This window comes from Arthrobacter sp. BC5 (assembly GCF_056680255.1).
The window spans coordinates 2,159,097-2,177,401 of record NZ_CM155273.1 but is presented as its reverse complement, the minus strand read 5'-3'; the positions used below and the strand labels follow the sequence as shown (position 1 = coordinate 2,177,401).

Annotated in this window: 16 protein-coding genes; 6 read left to right on the top strand and 10 right to left on the bottom strand. The window is 69.0% G+C overall.

What is annotated here, in order from left to right; genetic code table 11:
• Positions 1-14 precede the first annotated feature (14 nt).
• Both dapD and AC1MFI_RS10150 read left to right on the top strand, forming a co-directional pair.
• On the top strand, positions 15-980 hold the full coding sequence (dapD, locus tag AC1MFI_RS10155) for a 2,3,4,5-tetrahydropyridine-2,6-dicarboxylate N-succinyltransferase (protein WP_479816629.1): 966 nt from the start codon (positions 15-17) through the stop codon (positions 978-980).
• 3 nt (positions 981-983) lie between these two features.
• Positions 984-1,859 (top strand): hypothetical protein, encoded by an 876-nt coding sequence (locus AC1MFI_RS10150; RefSeq protein ID WP_479816627.1) that lies wholly within the window; start codon positions 984-986, stop codon positions 1,857-1,859.
• A gap of 31 nt (positions 1,860-1,890) precedes the next feature.
• Here AC1MFI_RS10150 and AC1MFI_RS10145 read toward each other — a convergent pair whose 3' ends face one another.
• Entirely contained in the window at positions 1,891-2,502 is a 612-nt protein-coding gene (locus tag AC1MFI_RS10145) for a hypothetical protein (protein ID WP_479816625.1), read from the bottom strand.
• 147 nt (positions 2,503-2,649) lie between these two features.
• Here AC1MFI_RS10145 and AC1MFI_RS10140 point away from each other — a divergent pair, with 147 nt between their 5' ends.
• Both AC1MFI_RS10140 and galE read left to right on the top strand, forming a co-directional pair.
• Entirely contained in the window at positions 2,650-4,443 is a 1,794-nt protein-coding gene (locus tag AC1MFI_RS10140; protein WP_479820842.1) for a polysaccharide deacetylase family protein, read from the top strand.
• A gap of 162 nt (positions 4,444-4,605) precedes the next feature.
• On the top strand, positions 4,606-5,631 hold the full coding sequence (gene galE / locus AC1MFI_RS10135; protein WP_479816623.1) for a UDP-glucose 4-epimerase GalE: 1,026 nt from the start codon (positions 4,606-4,608) through the stop codon (positions 5,629-5,631).
• 87 nt (positions 5,632-5,718) lie between these two features.
• Here galE and AC1MFI_RS10130 read toward each other — a convergent pair whose 3' ends face one another.
• The 3 genes from AC1MFI_RS10130 to fdxA form a co-directional block, all read right to left on the bottom strand.
• The gene (locus tag AC1MFI_RS10130) at positions 5,719-7,002 is read right to left on the bottom strand and encodes a citrate synthase (protein WP_479816621.1); all 1,284 of its coding nucleotides are present in this window, start codon (positions 7,000-7,002) and stop codon (positions 5,719-5,721) included.
• Between the two features lie 167 nt (positions 7,003-7,169).
• Complete coding sequence (dapC, locus tag AC1MFI_RS10125; protein ID WP_479816619.1) at positions 7,170-8,324, bottom strand: succinyldiaminopimelate transaminase; 1,155 nt, start codon at positions 8,322-8,324, stop codon at positions 7,170-7,172.
• Positions 8,325-8,651, bottom strand: a complete 327-nt coding sequence (gene fdxA, locus AC1MFI_RS10120; protein WP_105032768.1) for a ferredoxin — start codon at positions 8,649-8,651, stop codon at positions 8,325-8,327.
• A 144-nt stretch (positions 8,652-8,795) separates the two neighbouring features.
• Here fdxA and AC1MFI_RS10115 point away from each other — a divergent pair, with 144 nt between their 5' ends.
• Complete coding sequence (locus tag AC1MFI_RS10115; protein ID WP_479816617.1) at positions 8,796-9,023, top strand: putative acetyltransferase; 228 nt, start codon at positions 8,796-8,798, stop codon at positions 9,021-9,023.
• Positions 9,024-9,106: 83 nt separating this feature from the next.
• On the top strand, positions 9,107-9,601 hold the full coding sequence (locus AC1MFI_RS10110; RefSeq protein WP_479816615.1) for an ArsR/SmtB family transcription factor: 495 nt from the start codon (positions 9,107-9,109) through the stop codon (positions 9,599-9,601).
• A gap of 25 nt (positions 9,602-9,626) precedes the next feature.
• Here AC1MFI_RS10110 and AC1MFI_RS10105 read toward each other — a convergent pair whose 3' ends face one another.
• The 6 genes from AC1MFI_RS10105 to AC1MFI_RS10080 all read right to left on the bottom strand — a co-directional run bounded on the left by AC1MFI_RS10105 (position 9,627) and on the right by AC1MFI_RS10080 (position 18,263).
• Positions 9,627-10,238 carry a hypothetical protein gene (locus tag AC1MFI_RS10105; protein WP_479816613.1) on the bottom strand — a complete coding sequence of 204 codons (612 nt, stop codon included), beginning with the start codon at positions 10,236-10,238 and terminating at the stop codon, positions 9,627-9,629.
• A gap of 12 nt (positions 10,239-10,250) precedes the next feature.
• Positions 10,251-12,167, bottom strand: a complete 1,917-nt coding sequence (gene typA, locus AC1MFI_RS10100) for a translational GTPase TypA (protein WP_479816610.1) — start codon at positions 12,165-12,167, stop codon at positions 10,251-10,253.
• A 215-nt stretch (positions 12,168-12,382) separates the two neighbouring features.
• Positions 12,383-14,179 (bottom strand): BCCT family transporter, encoded by a 1,797-nt coding sequence (locus AC1MFI_RS10095; protein WP_479816608.1) that lies wholly within the window; start codon positions 14,177-14,179, stop codon positions 12,383-12,385.
• Between the two features lie 400 nt (positions 14,180-14,579).
• Entirely contained in the window at positions 14,580-16,328 is a 1,749-nt protein-coding gene (locus AC1MFI_RS10090; protein WP_479816606.1) for an ABC transporter ATP-binding protein, read from the bottom strand.
• The gene (locus AC1MFI_RS10085) at positions 16,325-17,344 is read right to left on the bottom strand and encodes an ABC transporter permease (RefSeq protein ID WP_479816604.1); all 1,020 of its coding nucleotides are present in this window, start codon (positions 17,342-17,344) and stop codon (positions 16,325-16,327) included. The genes AC1MFI_RS10090 and AC1MFI_RS10085 overlap by 4 nt, the downstream gene beginning before the upstream one ends.
• Positions 17,337-18,263, bottom strand: a complete 927-nt coding sequence (locus tag AC1MFI_RS10080) for an ABC transporter permease (RefSeq protein WP_199276429.1) — start codon at positions 18,261-18,263, stop codon at positions 17,337-17,339. The genes AC1MFI_RS10085 and AC1MFI_RS10080 overlap by 8 nt, the downstream gene beginning before the upstream one ends.
• Positions 18,264-18,305: the final 42 nt, after the last annotated feature.

Below are 18,305 nucleotides of genomic sequence, written 5' to 3'. Positions count from 1 at the left end.
GTAGACTGCTGCCCATGACTCCTCCCACGCCCAGCTCATCCCTGCCCGTCGAGCGGTCGGCCGGCGGCACCGGCCTTGCCACGGTGGCAGCGGACGGCACCGTCCTGGACACCTGGTTCCCCGCTCCCTGGCTCGGGGCGGACGACGGCGCGGCGGTCGATCTGCGGGACACGCTGGAGGCCCTGGCGCAGTCCGGCGTGGACAACGCCCGGAAGGTCACCCAGCGCGTCGTCGACCTCGTCGTGGACCTCGATGAGGCCCCTGCCGGCACCGAGGACGCCTACCTGAGGCTCCACCTGCTCTCCCACCGGCTCGTGCAGCCCAACACCATCAACCTCGACGGCATCTTCGGACTCCTCGCGAACGTGGTGTGGACGAACCACGGGCCCGCTCCCGTCCAGGGCTTCGAGGTGGTCCGCGCTGCACTCCGGGCCCGGGGCCCCGTGGCCGTGTACGGCGTCGACAAATTCCCCCGGATGGTCGACTACGTGGTCCCGGCAGGCGTGCGCATCGCCGATGCGGACCGTGTACGGCTGGGGGCGCATCTGGCCGACGGCACCACCGTGATGCACGAGGGCTTCGTGAACTTCAACGCGGGCACGCTCGGCCATTCGATGGTCGAGGGCCGCATCTCCGCGGGTGTGGTCGTCGGGGACGGCTCGGACGTCGGCGGCGGCGCTTCGATCATGGGCACGCTCTCGGGAGGCGGGAAGGAGCGCATCACCATCGGCGAGCGGTGCCTCCTCGGCGCGGAGTCCGGCGTCGGCATCTCCCTCGGGGACGACTGCGTCGTCGAGGCCGGCCTCTACCTCACCGCAGGCACCAAGGTCACCCTGCAGGACGGGACGCTCGTCAAGGCGAAGGACCTCTCGGGAGAGCCCGGCATCCTCTTCCTCCGCAACTCCACCACAGGAGCCGTCGAGGCGCGCCCCCGCAGCGGGCGGGGTATCGCCCTGAATCCGGCCCTCCACGCCAACTAGCGCATGTCGCCGCGCCCTCCCTCCGCTGCCGTCCGTCGCCGCAGGCGCCGGGTCCGGGCCGGCGCCATGCTCACGGCGCTCGCGGCCGTCGTCGTCGGAGGTGCCGTCGCAGTCGGGCAACTGGACGACGGCGAGATGCTCGTCCGTGAACGCTGCAGCGCCACGGTGGGCGCGGACACCTTCGAGCTCACACCGGTGCAGACCGGGAACGCGGCCCTGATCTCCGGGGTGGCCGTCAGCCGGGGGCTACCCGCCCGCGCTGCGTCCATCGCGATCGCTACGGCAATCCAGGAGTCGAGGCTGGAGAACATCGACTACGGGGACGACGCCGGGCCGGACTCCCGCGGCCTGTTCCAGCAGAGGCCCTCGCAGGGCTGGGGCACCGAGGAGCAGGTCATGACGCCGCTCTATGCGACGGGCGCGTTCTACGACGCCCTCGTCCGGGTACCGGGATACGAGACGCTGCCCATCACGGAGGCGGCGCAGACGGTGCAGCGATCGGCCTACCCGGAGGCCTACGCCGACCACGAGCCGGAGGGGCGCGCCTTCGCCTCGGCGCTGACGGGCAACTCCCCCGCAGCCCTGGACTGCACCCTCCGCGAACCCGCCGGCTCCGGTGATGCGCTGGCCGTCTCCGCCGCCGCGGAGGAGGTCTTCGGGCCCCTCGGTGGCGTAGTGGACGGCACGCGGCTGGGCGTGGACGCATCCGGCACCACCGGCTGGGCGACCGCCCAGTGGGCCGTGGCGAACGCATCCGCGTTGCACATCACCTCCGTTTCCTACTCGGGGCTGGCCTGGGACAGGGCCGAGGGCGGCTGGACGTCGGCGACGACGGCTCAGGACAGGCTCACCATCACGGTGGCCGGAGCAACTCCCTGACACCGGGGCCAGGGCGCGCCGTGTCGCCCGTTCAGGCCAGCAACCTGACGACCGGCTCCACGTAGCTGCGGAAGGAGCGCTCGTCCTCGAGCAGCTCCTGGCACATGAGGAGCTTGTCCGGCTCCACCCACCACGCGCGGCGCACACCGAGCGGCAGTTCGATGACCTGCAGCGCGAACCGGCGGGCCGACCGGCCCAGCTCGAGTTCGCGCTCCTGGACGATGCGGGCCAGCAGGTACTCCATGCTCTCGGCGCCGCGGGAGCCGGCGTGCAGCGCGTACTCGGCGCACCGCTCCTCCGCCCACTCCCTGGCAGCACCGTAGTGCGCCCGCAGCAGGGCCTTGAGGGCTTCCATGCCGTCGAGGGCCTCGAAGCGCGGCGGTACGGGCATCACGGCGTCACTGATCCGATGCGCGAGGAGGCTGTGCCACCACGCCTCCCATTCCACGCGCAGCACCGCCCCGCCGGCCGACCGGGTGGGGCGTCTGGATCCGATGCTCCGCACGGGCGGGACCACGGGCGGCAGAGCGGGCCGGCCCACTCCCCGCAGCCCGGCACAGTCCCTGAGGTAGAGCGCCACGAGCAGCACTTCGGAGGTGTCCACCGTGAAGTACGCACTGTAGCCGGAGTCGGTGTAGGGCATCGGCCTCCTTCGGACCAGTCTGGGCTGCTCCTAGGGTAGACCCCGGATCCGGAGCGCTCCAGAGCCTCCTGACCGGATTCCCCCGCCCGTGGACGGGCACACAACTCCTCGAGGCGGGGGGCGTGGGCTTCCCGGGCGGTGACCGCCATGCTGGCCCTGGCCATGGGAGCGGCCGGTGCGGGCCTCACCGCGCCGGTGGCGCAGGCGGTCAATCCCACCGTCGTGTCCCTGACCTTCGACGACGGCAACGCGGACCAGCTGCCGGCAGCGCAGATCCTGAACAACCGCGGCCTCAAGGGGACCTTCTACATCCCCTCCGGGTATATCGACAGCCCGGGGTACATGACCCAGGCCGATCTGAGGGCCCTGGCTGCTGCCGGCCATGAGATCGGCAGCCACACCGTGACGCATCCCGATCTGGCCGCGCTGCCCGCGGACGAGGCGACCCGGCAGGTCTGCAACGACCGCGCCAACCTCACCGCAATGGGCTTCCGGATCACGAGCTTCGCCTACCCGTTCGCGTCCAGCACGGCAGCCCTGGAGACGACCGTGAGGAACTGTGGGCTCAACAGTGCCCGCGGGCTCGGCGACGTCCAGACGCGGTTCAGCTGCGCTGGCTGCCGCCTGGCCGAGAGCATCCCCCCGCTGAATCCCTACAACACCGCGGCTCCGGACCAGGTCGACACCACGTGGACCCTGGCGGACCTGCAGAGGACGGTCACCCAGGCCGAACCCGGAGGCGGCTGGGTCCAGCTCACCTTCCACCGTTTCGGGCCTGCCGGCACCGATCCACTGGCCATCACACCGGAGCTGTTCGACCAGTTCGCCGCCTGGCTGAAGACCCGGCCCGCGACGACGACCGTCAAGACCGTCGACCAGGTCACCGGCACCGTCAAGCCGATCGTGTCCGGGCCTGCCGTACCCCCTCAGCCCACCAGCGGGAACCTCGTGAAGAACCCGAGCCTCGAAACCCTCACCAACGGTCAACCCCAGTGCTGGAATGCGGCGAGCTACGGCGCCAACACCGCAGCATTCTCGGTGGTGGGCCCCGGCCGCACCGGCTCCAGGGCGCAGCAACTGGTGGTCAGCGGATACGTGGACGGAGATGCGAAACTCCTTCCCGCGCTCGATCTCGGAGGCTGCTCCCCCACCGCCACCGCCGGGCACACCTACAACGTGGGTGCCTGGTACAAGTCCACCGGCAACACGCAGTTCGCGCTCTATTACCGGACAGGCCTGGGCTCGTGGAAGTACTGGACCTCGAGCCCCTGGTTCGCGCCGTCCGGCACCTACCAGAAGGCGACCTGGACGACGCCGCCGCTGCCGGCCGGTGCGAACGGCATCAGCTTCGGACTCAACCTGTTCAGCAACGGGACCCTGACGACGGACGACTACGAGTTGTTCGACGTCGCCAACGTGCCGGTTCCACCACCCCCGGCCCCCGGGACGAACCTGGTCCAGAACCCCGGGCTCGAGACCGCCGGGACGGGCGCATACCCCCAGTGCTGGCAGCCCGCCGGGTTCGGCAGCAACACCGCGGCCTACAGCACCGTCGCAGCGGCGCGTACGGGCACGAAGGCCGAGAGGGTGACCGTCACGGGTTACTCCACCGGTGATGCGAAGCTGCTTCCCTCACTGGACACGGGGACGTGCGCGCCACGAGCGGTGGCGGGCCACACCTACTCGGTGCGCGCCTGGTACACCTCCACCGCCGTCACCCAGTTCGCCCTCTACTACCGCGACGCGGCCGGCAACTGGGTGTACTGGACCTCCGGACCGTGGCTTCCTGCCGCGGGCGCCTACACGCAGGCGAGCTTCACCACGCCGCCCCTGCCTGCGGGGGCGACAGCCGTGAGCTTCGGCCTGAGCCTGTTCAGCAACGGCACCGTCACCACCGACGACTACGCCATGTACGACACCGTGGGAGCTCCGCCGCTCTGACACGGCGACAGCATCTCAGAACGGAACAGCACAGGCCGGCTGCCGCAGGACCCCTGGGAAGGGGGACCCGCGGCAGCCGCTCTACGTCGTCGCACCGACCGGGGACATCCACCGGCGGGCCACGCTCCCGCCCTCTCGGGTCGGTGCACCTAGGATGGGAACGTGAAAATACTCGTTACCGGTGGCAGCGGCTACATCGGCTCGCACACCGTCCTGACCCTGCTCGAACACGGCCACGACGTCGTCGTCGTCGACAACCTGCTGAACTCGACCGTGACCTCGCTCGAGCGGGTGGCGGCACTTGCCGGCCGGGCGCCCACGTTCCACCAGGCGGACCTCCTCGACGAGCCGCGCCTGCGGGCGATCTTCGCCGAGGAGGACGTCGACGCCGTCATCCACTTCGCGGGATTGAAGGCCGTGGGCGAGTCGGTGGAGAAGCCGCTGTACTACTACCACAACAATGTGGGCGGCACGCTGAACCTCCTGCGGGTCATGGACGACGCAGGCGTGCGCACGCTGGTCTTCAGCTCCTCCGCGACGGTGTACGGTGCGTCCGAGGAGGTCCCCCTCACCGAGAAGCTCCCACTCGACGCCGTGAACCCCTACGGACGCACCAAGGAGCAGATCGAGGACATCCTGACCGACCTCGGCTCAGCGGATCGGCGCTGGAGCATCGCACTGCTGCGCTACTTCAACCCGGTCGGCGCCCATGCCTCGGGCACCATCGGCGAGGACCCCACCGGCGTTCCGAACAACCTGCTGCCCTTCGTGGCGCAGGTCGCCGTGGGCCGGCGCGAGAAGGTGATGGTGTTCGGGAACGACTACCCCACGCCGGACGGCACGGGCGTCCGCGACTACATCCACGTCGTCGACCTGGCGGCGGGGCACCTCGCCGCGCTCGACTACCTCGTGGCCCGCGGCGGCGTGCACACCTGGAACCTCGGCACGGGCAACGGCTCGTCGGTACTGGAGGTCCTCGCGGCGTTCTCGGCGGCGGTCGGCCGGGACATCCCGTACGAGTTCGCTCCCCGGAGGCCGGGTGACGCCGCCGTCAGCTACGCCGACCCGTCGTCGGCCCTCGCCGACCTCGGCTGGTCCGCGACGCGGACACTGGCCGAGATGTGCGAGGACCACTGGCGCTGGCAGAAGAACAACCCGCAGGGCTATGCGGCCGTCCCGGGAGAGTGAGCCCCTCCGGTCCCGGAACGGCGACGGCCGCCCACCATCAGGTGAGCGGCCGTTCTCGTACCGGGCGCGTGCTGAGACGCGGGGCGATCAGTTCGCCGGGTAGTGGCGTTCGCCCTCACCCGTGTAGAGCTGGCGCGGACGGCCGATCTTGGTCTGCGGATCCTGCATCATCTCGCGCCACTGGGCGATCCAGCCGGGAAGGCGTCCGATCGCGAAGAGCACGGTGAACATCTTCTCGGGGAAGCCCATCGCCTTGTAGATCAGGCCCGTGTAGAAGTCCACGTTCGGGTACAGCTTCCGCTCGATGAAGTAGTCGTCGGCGAGGGCCTTCTCCTCGAGCCGCATGGCGATGTCGAGCAGTTCGTCATTGCCGCCGAGCTTGTTGAGGATGTCGTGGGCCGTGGCCTTGACGATCTTCGCGCGCGGATCGTAGTTCTTGTAGACGCGGTGCCCGAAGCCCATGAGCTTCACGCCGTCTTCCTTCTTCTTGACCTTCTCCATGAAGTCCTCGGGCTGCATGCCCTTGGCCTTGATGTCGCGCAGCATGTTCAGCACGGCCTCGTTGGCACCACCGTGCAGGGGTCCGAAGAGCGCGTTGATCCCTGCGGAGACGGATGCGAACATGTTGGCGTTCGAGCTGCCGACGAGCCGGACGGTCGACGTCGAGCAGTTCTGCTCGTGGTCCGCGTGCAGGATGAGCAGCAGGTCGAGGGCCTTGACCATCATCGGATCGAGGTCGTAGGGCTCGACGGGGAGGCCGAAGGAGAGCCGCAGGAAGTTCTCCACGAGGTTCATGGAGTTGTCCGGGTACAGCATGGGCTGGCCGATGGACTTCTTGTGCGCGTAGGCCGCGATCACGGGCAGTTTCGCCATGAGACGGAACGTGGAGAGCTCCACCTGCTCGTCGTCGAACGGATCCAGCGAGTCCTGGTAGAACGTGGACAGCGCCGAGACCGCCGAGGACAGCACCGGCATGGGGTGCGCATCGCGGGGGAAGCCGCCGAAGAAGCCCTTGAGCTCCTCGTGCAGCAGCGTGTGGCGGCGGATACGGCCGTCGAAGCCGCTCAGCTCCTCGGGCGTGGGCAGGTTGCCGTAGATGAGGAGGTAGGAGACCTCGAGGAAGCTGGAGTTCTTCGCGAGTTCCTCGATGGGGTACCCGCGGTAGCGGAGGATCCCGGCGTCGCCGTCGATGTAGGTGATCGCGGAACTGGTGGCCGCGGTGTTCATGAAGCCGGGGTCGAAGGTGACCTGGCCTGTCTGCTTCAGCAGTTTCGACACGTCGTAGCCGTTGTTGCCTTCGACAGCGGGCACCAGCGGCAGGCTGAGTTCCCCGCCGTCGTAGTGGAGGGAAGCAGCATTCTGCTCGGTCATTGATTCTCCTTCAGGAGCTGGAGCGAGGTCGTCGCCACAAATCATCGCCCCGCAGGAGGACACACGTCACCCCTGCGTAAGCACATTCAGCTGAAACGCTACCGTTCGCGGGCCCTGAGCACTAATCCTGCTGTCCTTCGTCGGGCAGCAGCACCAGGGCCTGCAGGTCAGTGGACCGCCGCGGCGAGGCGGGCCGCCGCCGCCTCGATCCTCTCGTCGCTGCCCGTGAGCGCCACGCGGATGAAGCCCTCACCGGCATCGCCGTAGAAGGTCCCGGGGCCGGCGAGGATCCCGAGACCGGCGAGCCATCCGATGGTCTGCCAGGTCGGCTTCCCGTTCGACGCCCAGAGATAGAGCCCGGCCTCCGAGCCGCTGATGGTGAAGCCGGCGGCCTCGAGCGCGGGGACGAGCACCGCACGACGACGGCGGTACAGGTCCTTCTGCGCGGCCACGTGCGCATCGTCGCCGAGCGCGACCCGCATCGCCTCCTGCACCGGGTAGGGCACGATCATCCCGGCGTGCTTCCGCGAGTTGACGAGGTTCGCGATGATGGCGGGATCCCCTGCCGTGAAGGCCGCCCGGTACCCGGCGAGGTTGGACTGTTTGCTCAGCGAGTAGACCGCGAGGAGGAGTTCGTGCGAGTCGCCGCAGACCCGCGGATCCAGGACGCTCGGCACGGGCTCGCCGCCCTCGGCGGGATCCCACCGGCCCCAGCCGAGTTCGCCGTAGCACTCGTCGGACGCCACGACGGCCCCGAGAGAGCGGGCGTCGTCGACGATGGCCCGCAGTCCGTCGACGTCGAGCACCCCGCCGGTGGGATTGCCCGGCGAGTTGATCCACACGAGGCGTACACGGGACCTGACGTCCTCGGAGAGTTCGGCGAGGCTGTCGGCGGGCACCGGCGTGGCGCCGGCGAGGTGCGCGCCGATGTCGTAGGTCGGGTAGGCGACGGTCGGGCGGACCACGACGTCGCCCGCGCCCAGTCCCAGCAACAGGGGAAGCCAGGCGACGAGCTCCTTGGACCCCACGGTCGGCAGGATGTCCAGGGGATCGAGCCCGGGTACTCCCCGTCGGCGCGCGAACCATGCGCTGATCGCCTCGCGCAGGGCCACTGTGCCGTGCGTGGTCGGGTAGCCGTGCGCGTCGGACGCCGCGGCGAGGGCGGACCTGATCAGCTGCGGCGTCGGGTCGACGGGCGTACCGATGGACAGGTTGACGACGCCGCCGGCGTGCCGGGACGCGATGTCCTGGTAGGGCGCCATGGCGTCCCACGGGTAGTCGGGCAGGTGCAGGCCGAAAGGCTTCGGCTCCCCGGCCGTCACCTATGCAGGCTGGTTCTGGGGCGGCAGGGCCGCGATGATCGGGTGGTCGAACCCCGTGTTGCCGACCTTCGCCGCGCCGCCGGGCGAGCCGAGGTCGTCGAAGAACTCGACGTTCGCCTTGTAGTACTCGGCCCACTGCTCGGGGGTGTCGTCCTCGTAGTAGATGGCCTCGACGGGACACACGGGTTCGCACGCGCCGCAGTCGACGCACTCATCGGGCTGGATGTAGAGCGACCGCTCGCCCTCATAGATGCAGTCGACAGGGCACTCCTCGATACAGGCCTTGTCCTTGACATCCACGCATGGCTGCGCGATTACGTAGGTCACTTCCCACGCCTTTCTGTGGAACCGGGTCGAGTGCTGCACCCTCGGTGCGGTTTCCAGCTTAACGCAACCGCCCCCGGCGGTTGGACCACCGGCCCGGGTCCGGTCACCGCCCCACCGGCCGGTGGATGGGCCTACCCTTGACGGGTGCAGACTCCGGCCGCCCTTCTCGCATCACTCCCCCTGGACACGAGGGTGGTGGTGAGGCGCCGGCTCGACGACGGTTTCACGGACTCGCTGGGCGATCTGGTGGCGCTCGACCGCGACACCTGCACCATCCGTACGCGCAAGGGCGACGACGTCGTGCGCCTCACCGATATCACGGCCGCGAAAGCCGTACCGCCCGCTCCACCCCGCCGCGCGCCGCGCCGCTAGGCAGGGACGACGCACCCCGTCGCGGGGCGTAACAGTGATTGGGACCTGTCAATCGATAGGGTGGTCTCCCGTAGAATCGGGGGATGGAAACAGACGAGGACCTCCAGGCCCGCGGCCGGGCGCTCAGCTCCCCCGTCAGGCTCCGCATCCTCCGACTGTGCCTGCACAGACCCCGCACCAACAAGGAGATCGCGGAGACGCTGGACCTCAACCCCGCCACCGCGCTGCACCACGTGCGCACCCTGCTCTCCACGGGCTTCCTCGCCGCGGACGACGCGCGTACCGGCAACCGCGGCGCCAAGGAGATCCCCTACCGTGCCACCGGGCTGTCCTGGCACAGCCGCATCCCCAACTCGGCGCCCGTCCTGGTGGAGACGTTCCTGCAGGAGATCGACGGGCTGCAGCCTTCGGAGATCGACGTCTGGCGCCTCGGCGTCCGGCTCAACGACGAGCACCGCGCCGAGATGATGGAGCGCATCCGGGAGGTCCTCGAGGACTACGCCCGACGCGGTCCGGACGAGGACGGCACCGCCACCTCGATCATGCTCGCGCACCATCTGGACCGCGCGGCCGACTGACTGCCGCCGAAGGGCGGTCCGAGGGCTATCGGCGCCGCACGGGCCTCAGGACGACGGCGCCGGCCACCACCGCGGCGAGCGTCACCACGAGCACCCCGAAGAGCCAGAGGTTGCCCGCCAGGGCCGTGCCCGGCGCGACCTCCGACGAGCCGGTGAGGATCAGCGTCTTCGACGACGTCGAGAGCAGGGCCACCACACTGTAGGCCACCCCTCCCGCGACCGCCGTCATGACGATGTTCCGTGCCCAGAGACCACAGAGCAGGAAGAGGCTGCCGGCGAGCACGAGGGCAGCGAGGGCACCCACGGGAAGGGCCGCGCCGGCGACGACGACGAGGTGCGCGTGGAGCAGCGTCCCGAACACCCCGGCCGCGATGCCGGCCCCTCCTGCCCCGACGACCGCCACGGGCCGCCGCGGTGCGGCCGCGGCTCCAGGGCTGCCGGGCCCGCTACCCGGTGCCGCTGCAGGCCCTGCCGTCGATCCGGCGTCGTCGGCCGGACCGGACGCTGCGGTGCGCGGCAGCCGGGTCTCCGGCGCCTGCACGCCCGGTCGGAGGCTCCGCCGGCGGGCGTCATGCTCCCGGGACGACGAACGCCGGTCCGCCCCTGCTGGGGAGGTACCGGCGTCGTCGTGTGCCACGTGCTGCTGGCGCTATGCGCGGGCGCGTGAACGCGATGCGCGCATGCGCTCGTTGGCGTCGAGGATGACCTTGCGGATGCGGATGCTCTCCGGCGTGACCTCCACGCACTCGTCCTCGCGGGCGAACTCGAGGGACTCCTCGAGCGTGAGGTTGCGCGGCGGGGTGAGGTTCTCGAAGGTGTCGGACGAGGCTGCACGCATGTTGGTGAGCTTCTTCTCCTTCGTGATGTTGACCTCCATGTCGTCGGCGCGCGAGTTCTCGCCGACGATCATGCCCTCGTACACCTCGGACGTGGGCTGCACGAAGAAGGAGCCGCGCTCCTGCAGGTTGATCATGGCGAACGGGGTGACGACGCCGGCGCGGTCGGCGATCATCGAGCCGTTGGTGCGGTACTCGATGTCACCGGCCCACGGCTCGTAGCCCTCGGAGATCGACGCCGCGATGCCGGCACCGCGCGTGTCCGTGAGGAAGCGGGTACGGAAGCCGATCAGGCCGCGCGCGGGAACGATGAACTCCATGCGGACCCAGCCGGTGCCGTGGTTGGCCATGTTGGTCATGCGGCCCTTGCGGGCGGCCATGAGCTGGGTGACTCCGCCGAGGTACTCCTCGGGTACGTCGATGGTCATGTGCTCCATCGGCTCGTGGATCTTGCCGTCGATGGTCTTGGTGACCACCTGGGGCTTGCCCACCGTGAGCTCGAAGCCCTCGCGTCGCATCTGCTCGACCAGGATGGCCAGCGCGAGCTCGCCACGGCCCTGGACCTCCCACGCGTCGGGGCGGGCGGTCGGCAGGACGCGGAGCGACACGTTGCCGATGAGCTCCTTGTCGAGGCGGTCCTTGACCTGACGCGCGGTGACCTTGGCACCCTTGACCTTGCCGGCCAGCGGCGAGGTGTTGATACCGATCGTCACCGAGATGGCGGGATCGTCGACCGTGATGAGCGGCAGCGGCTGCGGGTTGTCGACGTCGGTGAGCGTCTCGCCGATGGTGATGCCCTCGATACCGGCGACGGCCACGATCTCGCCGGGACCGGCGGAATCGGTGGGAACGCGGTCCAGTGCCTTGGTGGCCAGCAGTTCGGTGATCTTGACGGTCTTGAGCTCACCGTTCTGGCGGGCCCAGGCGACCTGCTGGCCCTTGCGCAGCGTGCCGTTGAAGATCCGCAGCAGCGCCAGGCGTCCGAGGAACGGCGAGGCGTCGAGGTTGGTGACGTGTGCCTGCAGCACGCCGTCCGGGTTGTAGCGCGGTGCCGGGATGTGCTCGATGATCGTCTGGAACAGCGGCTCCAGGTTGTCGTTCGTCGGCACGGTTCCGTCGGCCGGCTGCTCGAGCGACGCGGCGCCGGCGCGCGCTGCCGCGTACACCACGGGCACGTTCAGGATCGAGTCGAGGTCGAGGTCGGGGACCTCGTCGGCGAGGTCGGAGGCGAGGCCGAGGAGGAGGTCCATCGACTCGCTGACGACCTCCTCGATGCGGGAGTCGGGGCGGTCGGTCTTGTTGACCAGCAGCACCACGGGGAGCTTGGCCGCGAGGGCCTTGCGGAGGACGAAGCGGGTCTGGGGCAGCGGCCCCTCGGACGCGTCGACGAGCAGGACGACGCCGTCCACCATGGACAGGCCGCGCTCCACCTCGCCGCCGAAGTCGGCGTGGCCAGGGGTGTCGATGACGTTGATGGTGATCGTCTCACCGTTGGCCGCCGGGCCGTCGTAGAACACCGTGGTGTTCTTGGCGAGGATGGTGATGCCCTTCTCGCGCTCGAGGTCGCCCGAGTCCATGACGCGGTCGGCGACATCACCGTGAGCAGCGAACGAATTGGTCTGCTTCAGCATGGCATCGACCAGGGTGGTTTTTCCGTGGTCAACGTGAGCCACGATGGCTACGTTGCGGAGATCGCTGCGGACAGCGGTGTTGCCTGTGATTTCAGACATGCGTAATGACTCAATTCAGTATCTACTGCGGGAAAATTGAGGACGGCTGCAGTGCACGCCCTCTTACCAGTCTAGGCGCTGGACAAAAACAGACCTAATGCGCGCTGTCAATGGCTGTCCGGATCGGCCAGGAGGAACGGCGACGGCGGCCCTCCCGAGGGAGGGCCGCCGTCGTGGCTGTGCTCGGGCGTCGTCAGGCGAACCCGGCGACGCGATCAGTGCCGACGTCCGGGGCTCCGGCCTCCGCCGACCTCGTCCGTCGGTGCCGAGGGTGCCACCGATCCTGCGGGTGCCGCCCCCTGCTCGCTCGAGTAGTCCGCGAGGTGCTCCTGCACCTGGCGTTCCACCTGATCAGACATCGACTCGCTCACCTGGTCGCTGACACGGTCCGCCATCGCGGCCGCGGCGGCCTTGCGCTGGGCCGCCTGCCAGGCGCGGTGCTCGCCGTGGAACGCCTTCGCCGTGGCGACGCACATGAGGAGCATGACGACGCTGAACGGGAGCGCAGTCAGGATGGCCGCGGTCTGGATCGAGCTCAGGCCCGTGTCACCCACCAGCAGGAGGGCGATGGCCACGAGCGCAGCGAGACCCGCCCAGAAGACACGGACCCAGTTCCGCGGGTTCGGGTCGCCTCCCGTGGAGATCATGCTCATCACCAGGGCGCCGGAATCGGCGGACGTGATGAAGAAGATGGCGATGAGGAGGATCGCCCCCACGAGCAGCGCAGGGCCACCCGGGAGTTCACCGAGAAGTCCGAACAGCGCGTTCTCGGTGTCCACCGATCCGTCCTCCGCGATCAGGCCGCCCTGGCCGAAGATCTCGCGGTAGATGGCCGATCCGCCGAGGACGGAGAACCAGAGGAAGCCGAGCGTCGTGGGGACCAGCAGCACACCGGCGACGAACTCGCGCACGGTGCGGCCCTTGGAGATCCGGGCGATGAAGATCCCGACGAACGGCGCCCAGGACATCCACCAGCCCCAGTAGAAGGTGGTCCAGGCGGCTTGCCATGCCTCGCCCTCGGCGCCGGAGAACGCCAGGGTGTTGAAGGTGAGGCCGACGACGTTCTGCAGATAGTTGCCGATGGACTGGACGAACTCGCGCAGGAGGAACAGTGTGGGCCCGGCGAAGAGGACCACGAGCAGCAGCACTCCGGCGAGGACGAGGTTGATGTTGGACAGCCACTTCATGCCCTTGCCCACGCCGGAGATGACGGACACGATGGTCAGCGCCGTGATGCAGAGGATGAGGCCCACCTGCGTCGCCTTGGTGGCCGCGAGGATGCCCGCGGTGTCGAGGCCCGAGGAGATCTGGAGCACGCCGAGCCCGAGGGAGGTCGCGACGCCGAAGAGGGTACCGACCAGCGCGACGACGTCGATCGCGTGTCCCCACCCGCCCTTGACGCGATCGCCGAGCAGGGGCTCGAGGGTCCATCGGATCGAGATGGGCCGCCCGCGGCGATGGACCGCGTAGGCGATGGACAGGCCCACGACGACATAGATGCTCCAGGCGTGGAGGCCCCAGTGGAGGAAGGTCTGCGTGATGGCCTGCTGTCCGAGCTGGACGTCCGTCCCGGTGACACCGGGACGGGGGCTCGCGAAGTGGTTCAGCGGCTCGGCCACGCCCCAGAACACCAGACCGATGCCCATGCCCGCCGCGAAGAGAAGCGCGAACCAGGACATGACGGAGAACTCGGGCTTGTCGTCGTCCTTCCCGAGGCGGATGTCGCCGTACCGGCTGAATCCGACCCAGAGCGAGAATACGACGAAGAACGCGACGAGGGCCACGTAGTACCAGCCGAACGCCCCGATGACGTTCTCCTGGATGCCCGCGAAAAGCGTGGAGGCGGAGTCCGGGGCAATGAGCGCGTAGGCCACGAAGAGCACGATCAACGCCGAGGCGGGAATGAAGACGGGGAGTGCCAGACGCGCTGTCGGCGCGGGCTTCGGCGGGGTAGTCGTGGCGGTGGGACCGGGCGGGCTGGTCGCCGCCTCTTCCCTGTTCTTGATACTCACGGAGGATCTCCTTCGTTGATGCGTGGCGGGCGTGGTGAAGCTTCCGGCCCGCACTCCGGACAGGATGACGGGTACTAAGCCTACAGACGGCTTGCGTGTCAAGGGTCGGGAAAATGGCTGTTGCAGTGCCCGGCGCACGTCGAAGCGACCGTGGTTCGCCCGGGTGCGGGACGCTCGCGGGCCTGCCGGTGCGGCGATCGGAGCGGCCGAACAGACGGCCCTACCGCCGGACGGCATCGTGGGTCAATCGTTATCTCGGGCCCGAACGGACGTGATGGCTACCGGACCTCTGACACGGGAAGAGCGGCCCCCCGTCAGGGGGGCCGCTCTTCCCGGACGGCCGCTGTCGCGACCGTCCTGTCCGTCGTCCCGGTGCCGTGCCCGGTCCAGCCTGTGCCGGCTAGGCCGCCTCGGGAGGCAGGACGAGTCCGGCTCCGGGGATCGCCGCGAGCAGTGCCTGCGTGTACGCGGTCTTCGGGTTGCCGAACACCTCGTCGGTGGTGCCCTGCTCCACGAGTCTGCCCTTCTCCATCACGGCCACGTGGTCGGCGATCTGGCGGACCACCGCGAGGTCGTGCGTGATGAACAGGTAGCTCAGGCCGAGGTCCGACTGCAGGTCTGCGAGCAGGTTCAGGATCTGGGCCTGCACCAGCACGTCGAGCGCCGAGACGGCCTCGTCGCAGATGACGACCTCCGGGTCGAGGGCCAGTGCGCGGGCGATGGCCACGCGCTGGCGCTGCCCGCCGGAGAGCTCGTTGGGGAAGCGCTGCATCATCGCGGACGGCAGTGCCACCTGGTCCAGGAGCTCCCGGACCTTCTTCTCACGGCTCTTCGCGTTGCCGACCCCGTGGACACGGAGGGGTTCCTCGATGGTCCGGTAGATGTTGTACATCGGGTCCAGCGAGCCGTAGGGATCCTGGAAGATCGGCTGGACGCGGCGGCGGAAGTCGAACATCTCCTTGCGCCCGAGCGTGGTGATGTCCACGCCGTCGAAGCGGATGCTGCCCGACGTCGCACCCTCCAGTCCGAGGACCATCTTCGCCACGGTCGACTTGCCCGAGCCGGACTCTCCGACGACGGCGGTGGTGGTGCCGCGCGCGATCGAGAAGGAGACCTTGTCCACCGCGGTGAAGTCGGTCGACTTGCCCCAGCTGCCGCGGATCTTGAAGACCTTCGTCAGGTCCTCGACCTCGATGACCCTGTCCACCGAGGCGCCCTCCGGCGCTGCGGGAGCGAGCAGGTCCTCCGTCTCGATGCCGGCCTTCTTCGCCGACGCGATGCGGCGGGACGCGATCGAGGGTGCCGATGCCACGAGCTTCTGCGTGTACGGGTGGCGCGGGTTCGTCAGGAGCTCGAGGGCGGGACCGGCCTCCACGACCTGCCCCTTGTACATGACGATCACCTTGTGCGCGCGCTCGGCGGCGAGGCCGAGATCGTGCGTGATGAGCAGCACGGCCGTGCCGAGCTCCTCCGTCATGGTGTCGAGGTGGTCCAGGATCTGCCGCTGCACGGTGACGTCCAGGGCCGACGTCGGCTCATCGGCGATGAGCAGGCGCGGCCGGCAGGACAGGCCGATGGCGATCAGGGCCCGCTGGCGCATACCGCCCGAGAACTCGTGCGGGTACTGGTTGGCGCGGGCGGCGGCGTCGGGCAGCCCTGCCTCCGAGAGCACCTTCGCGACGTCCTGGGGACCGCTCGGCAGGCCATTGGCGCGCAGGGTCTCCTTCACCTGGAACCCGATCTTCCACACGGGGTTCAGGTTGGACATCGGATCCTGCGGCACCATGCCGATCGAGGAACCGCGGAGCTCGACGATCCGCTTCTCGGAGGCATGGGTGATGTCCTCGCCGTCGAAGATGATGCTGCCGTTCGAGACCCTGCCGTTGGCGGGCAGGAGACCGATGGCGGCCAGCGCCGTCGTGGACTTCCCGGAGCCCGACTCCCCCACGATCGCGACCGTCTCACCGGGCATCACGGTCAGGTGCGCGTTGCGCACCGCCGGTACGTCCCCGTTCGACGTCGAGAAGGTGATGGCGAGGTCGCGGAGCTCGAGCAGCGGCTGGACGCCGCCCGACGCCGAGGTATCCGCCGCCGGTGCGGTGCGGGCGGCACGGCGTCCGCCCTTCTCGTTCTCAGTGCTGTGGCTCATCGTTTGCGTGCCTTCGGATCGAGAGCGTCACGCAGGGCGTCGCCCAGCATGATGAAGCTCAGAACGGTGATCGACAGCGCGAGGCCCGGCCAGAAGATGGCCATGGGGTTGCTGCGCAGCGACGGCTTCGCCGAGAAGATGTCGTTCCCCCAGGACATGACATCCGGCGGGAGCCCGATGCCGAGGAACGACAGCGTCGACTCCGCGACGATGAACGTGCCGAGGGAGATCGTCGCGATGACGATCACCGGCGCGAGCGCGTTCGGGATGACGTGCTTGGCCAGGGCGCCCAGGGGCGAGACGCCGAGCGAACGCGCTGCCGTGACGAAGTCCGCGTTGCGCACCTCGATGACCGCTGCACGCGTGATACGGGCGATCTGCGGCCAGCCGAACGCCACGAGGATGACGACGAGCGTCCACACGTTGCGGTTCTGCTGGAAGACCGGGAGCTGCACGACGACGATCGCGCCGAGGATCAGCGGCAAGGCGAAGAAGATGTCACCCACCCGGGCGAGCACCGCGTCGACCCAACCACCGAAGAACCCGGCCAGCGCACCGATCAGGCCGCCGATGAGGACGACGCCGATCGTGGCGAACAGGCCGACCGTCAGCGAGGACTGCGTGCCGTAGACCACGCGCGAGAGGATGTCGCAGCCCTGCACCGTGAAGCCCAGGGGATGCCCGGGAGCGGGCCCGCCGTCGGAGTTCTCGAGCAGGCAGTTCTCGTTGGGCGGCTCGTTGGTGAAGACGCCCGGAAACAGTGCCACGAAGATGACCGCGAGGATCAGGATCGCGCTGATGATGAACAGCGGCTGCTTCCGCAGGCTGCGCCACGCCTCGCTCCAGAGGCTGCGGGGCGCGGCGTCGGACACGGCGCTGTCCGTGGCCCGCACCGGCGTCTCGTCGGGGTCGGCGACGAAATGCTCGATCGGGTACGCGGACGTCTTGGTGCGTGCCACGGGGACGGGAGCCTCCCGGGGGGCAGTCGCGTCGAGGGGTGAGAGTGGTTCAGGCATATCGAATCCTTGGGTCCAGCCACGCGTACAGGAGATCCACCAGCAGGTTCGCCAGGCAGAAGATGAGGATCAGGAACGTGACGATCGAGACGACCATCGGTCCGTCACCGTTGAGCACGGCGCGGTAGAGGGTGTTGCCGACCCCGTTGACGTTGAAGATGCCTTCGGTAACGATCGCGCCGCCCATGAGGGCGCCGAGGTCCGCACCGAGGAAGGTCACGACGGGGATCAGCGAGTTGCGGAGGACGTGCACGACGACGACGCGGCGGCGGCTGAGGCCCTTGGCCGTGGCCGTGCGCACGTAGTCGGCGTTCACGTTCTCGATGATGCTCGTGCGCGTCAGGCGCAGCACGTAGGCGAAGGACACGAGCCCGAGGACCACGGCCGGCAGGAGGAGCTCCGTGAATGTGGCGTCACCGCTCACGGTCGGATTGGTCCACTGCAGCTTGACCCCGATCAGGAACTGCATCAGGAAGCCGAGGACGAAGATGGGCACCGCGATCACGATCAGCGACAGGACGAGGACCGACGAGTCGAAGATCCTGCCCTTGCGCAGGCCGGCGATGAGGCCGAAGACGATCCCGAAGACGGCCTCGATGACCAGTGCCATGATGGCGAGCTTCGCGGTGGTCGGGAAGACCTCGGCGATGATGGTCGCGATGGGGCGGCCGGAGAAGTTGGTGCCGAGATCGAACGTCAGCACGCCCTTGAGGTACAGCAGGTACTGGATCCAGAAGGGCTGGTCGAGGTTGTACTGCTCGCGCAACCCGGCGACGACGGCGGGGGTACAGCCCCGCTCACCGCAGATCGCGGCAGTGGCGTCGCCCGGAAGGCTGAAGACGAGGAAGTACACCAGCAGCGTGGCGCCGAGGAAGACCGGGATGAGCTGCAGGAAGCGTCGGACGATGTACCAGGCCATCAGCGCGCACCTCCCGGCGCGGCGTGCGTCCGGACGGGACGC

Excerpts from the sequence above, each read along its gene's own strand:
- dapD (WP_479816629.1), top strand. The coding sequence starts at position 15 with ATGACTCCTCCCACGCCCAGCTCATCCCTGCCCGTCGAGCGGTCGGCC.
- AC1MFI_RS10150 (WP_479816627.1), top strand. The coding sequence starts at position 984 with ATGTCGCCGCGCCCTCCCTCCGCTGCCGTCCGTCGCCGCAGGCGCCGG.
- AC1MFI_RS10145 (WP_479816625.1), bottom strand. The coding sequence starts at position 2,502 with ATGCCCTACACCGACTCCGGCTACAGTGCGTACTTCACGGTGGACACC.
- AC1MFI_RS10140 (WP_479820842.1), top strand. The coding sequence starts at position 2,650 with ATGCTGGCCCTGGCCATGGGAGCGGCCGGTGCGGGCCTCACCGCGCCG.
- AC1MFI_RS10130 (WP_479816621.1), bottom strand. The coding sequence starts at position 7,002 with ATGACCGAGCAGAATGCTGCTTCCCTCCACTACGACGGCGGGGAACTC.
- AC1MFI_RS10110 (WP_479816615.1), top strand. The coding sequence starts at position 9,107 with ATGGAAACAGACGAGGACCTCCAGGCCCGCGGCCGGGCGCTCAGCTCC.
- typA (WP_479816610.1), bottom strand. The coding sequence starts at position 12,167 with ATGTCTGAAATCACAGGCAACACCGCTGTCCGCAGCGATCTCCGCAAC.
- AC1MFI_RS10090 (WP_479816606.1), bottom strand. The coding sequence starts at position 16,328 with ATGAGCCACAGCACTGAGAACGAGAAGGGCGGACGCCGTGCCGCCCGC.
- AC1MFI_RS10085 (WP_479816604.1), bottom strand. The coding sequence starts at position 17,344 with ATGCCTGAACCACTCTCACCCCTCGACGCGACTGCCCCCCGGGAGGCT.
- AC1MFI_RS10080 (WP_199276429.1), bottom strand. The coding sequence starts at position 18,263 with ATGGCCTGGTACATCGTCCGACGCTTCCTGCAGCTCATCCCGGTCTTC.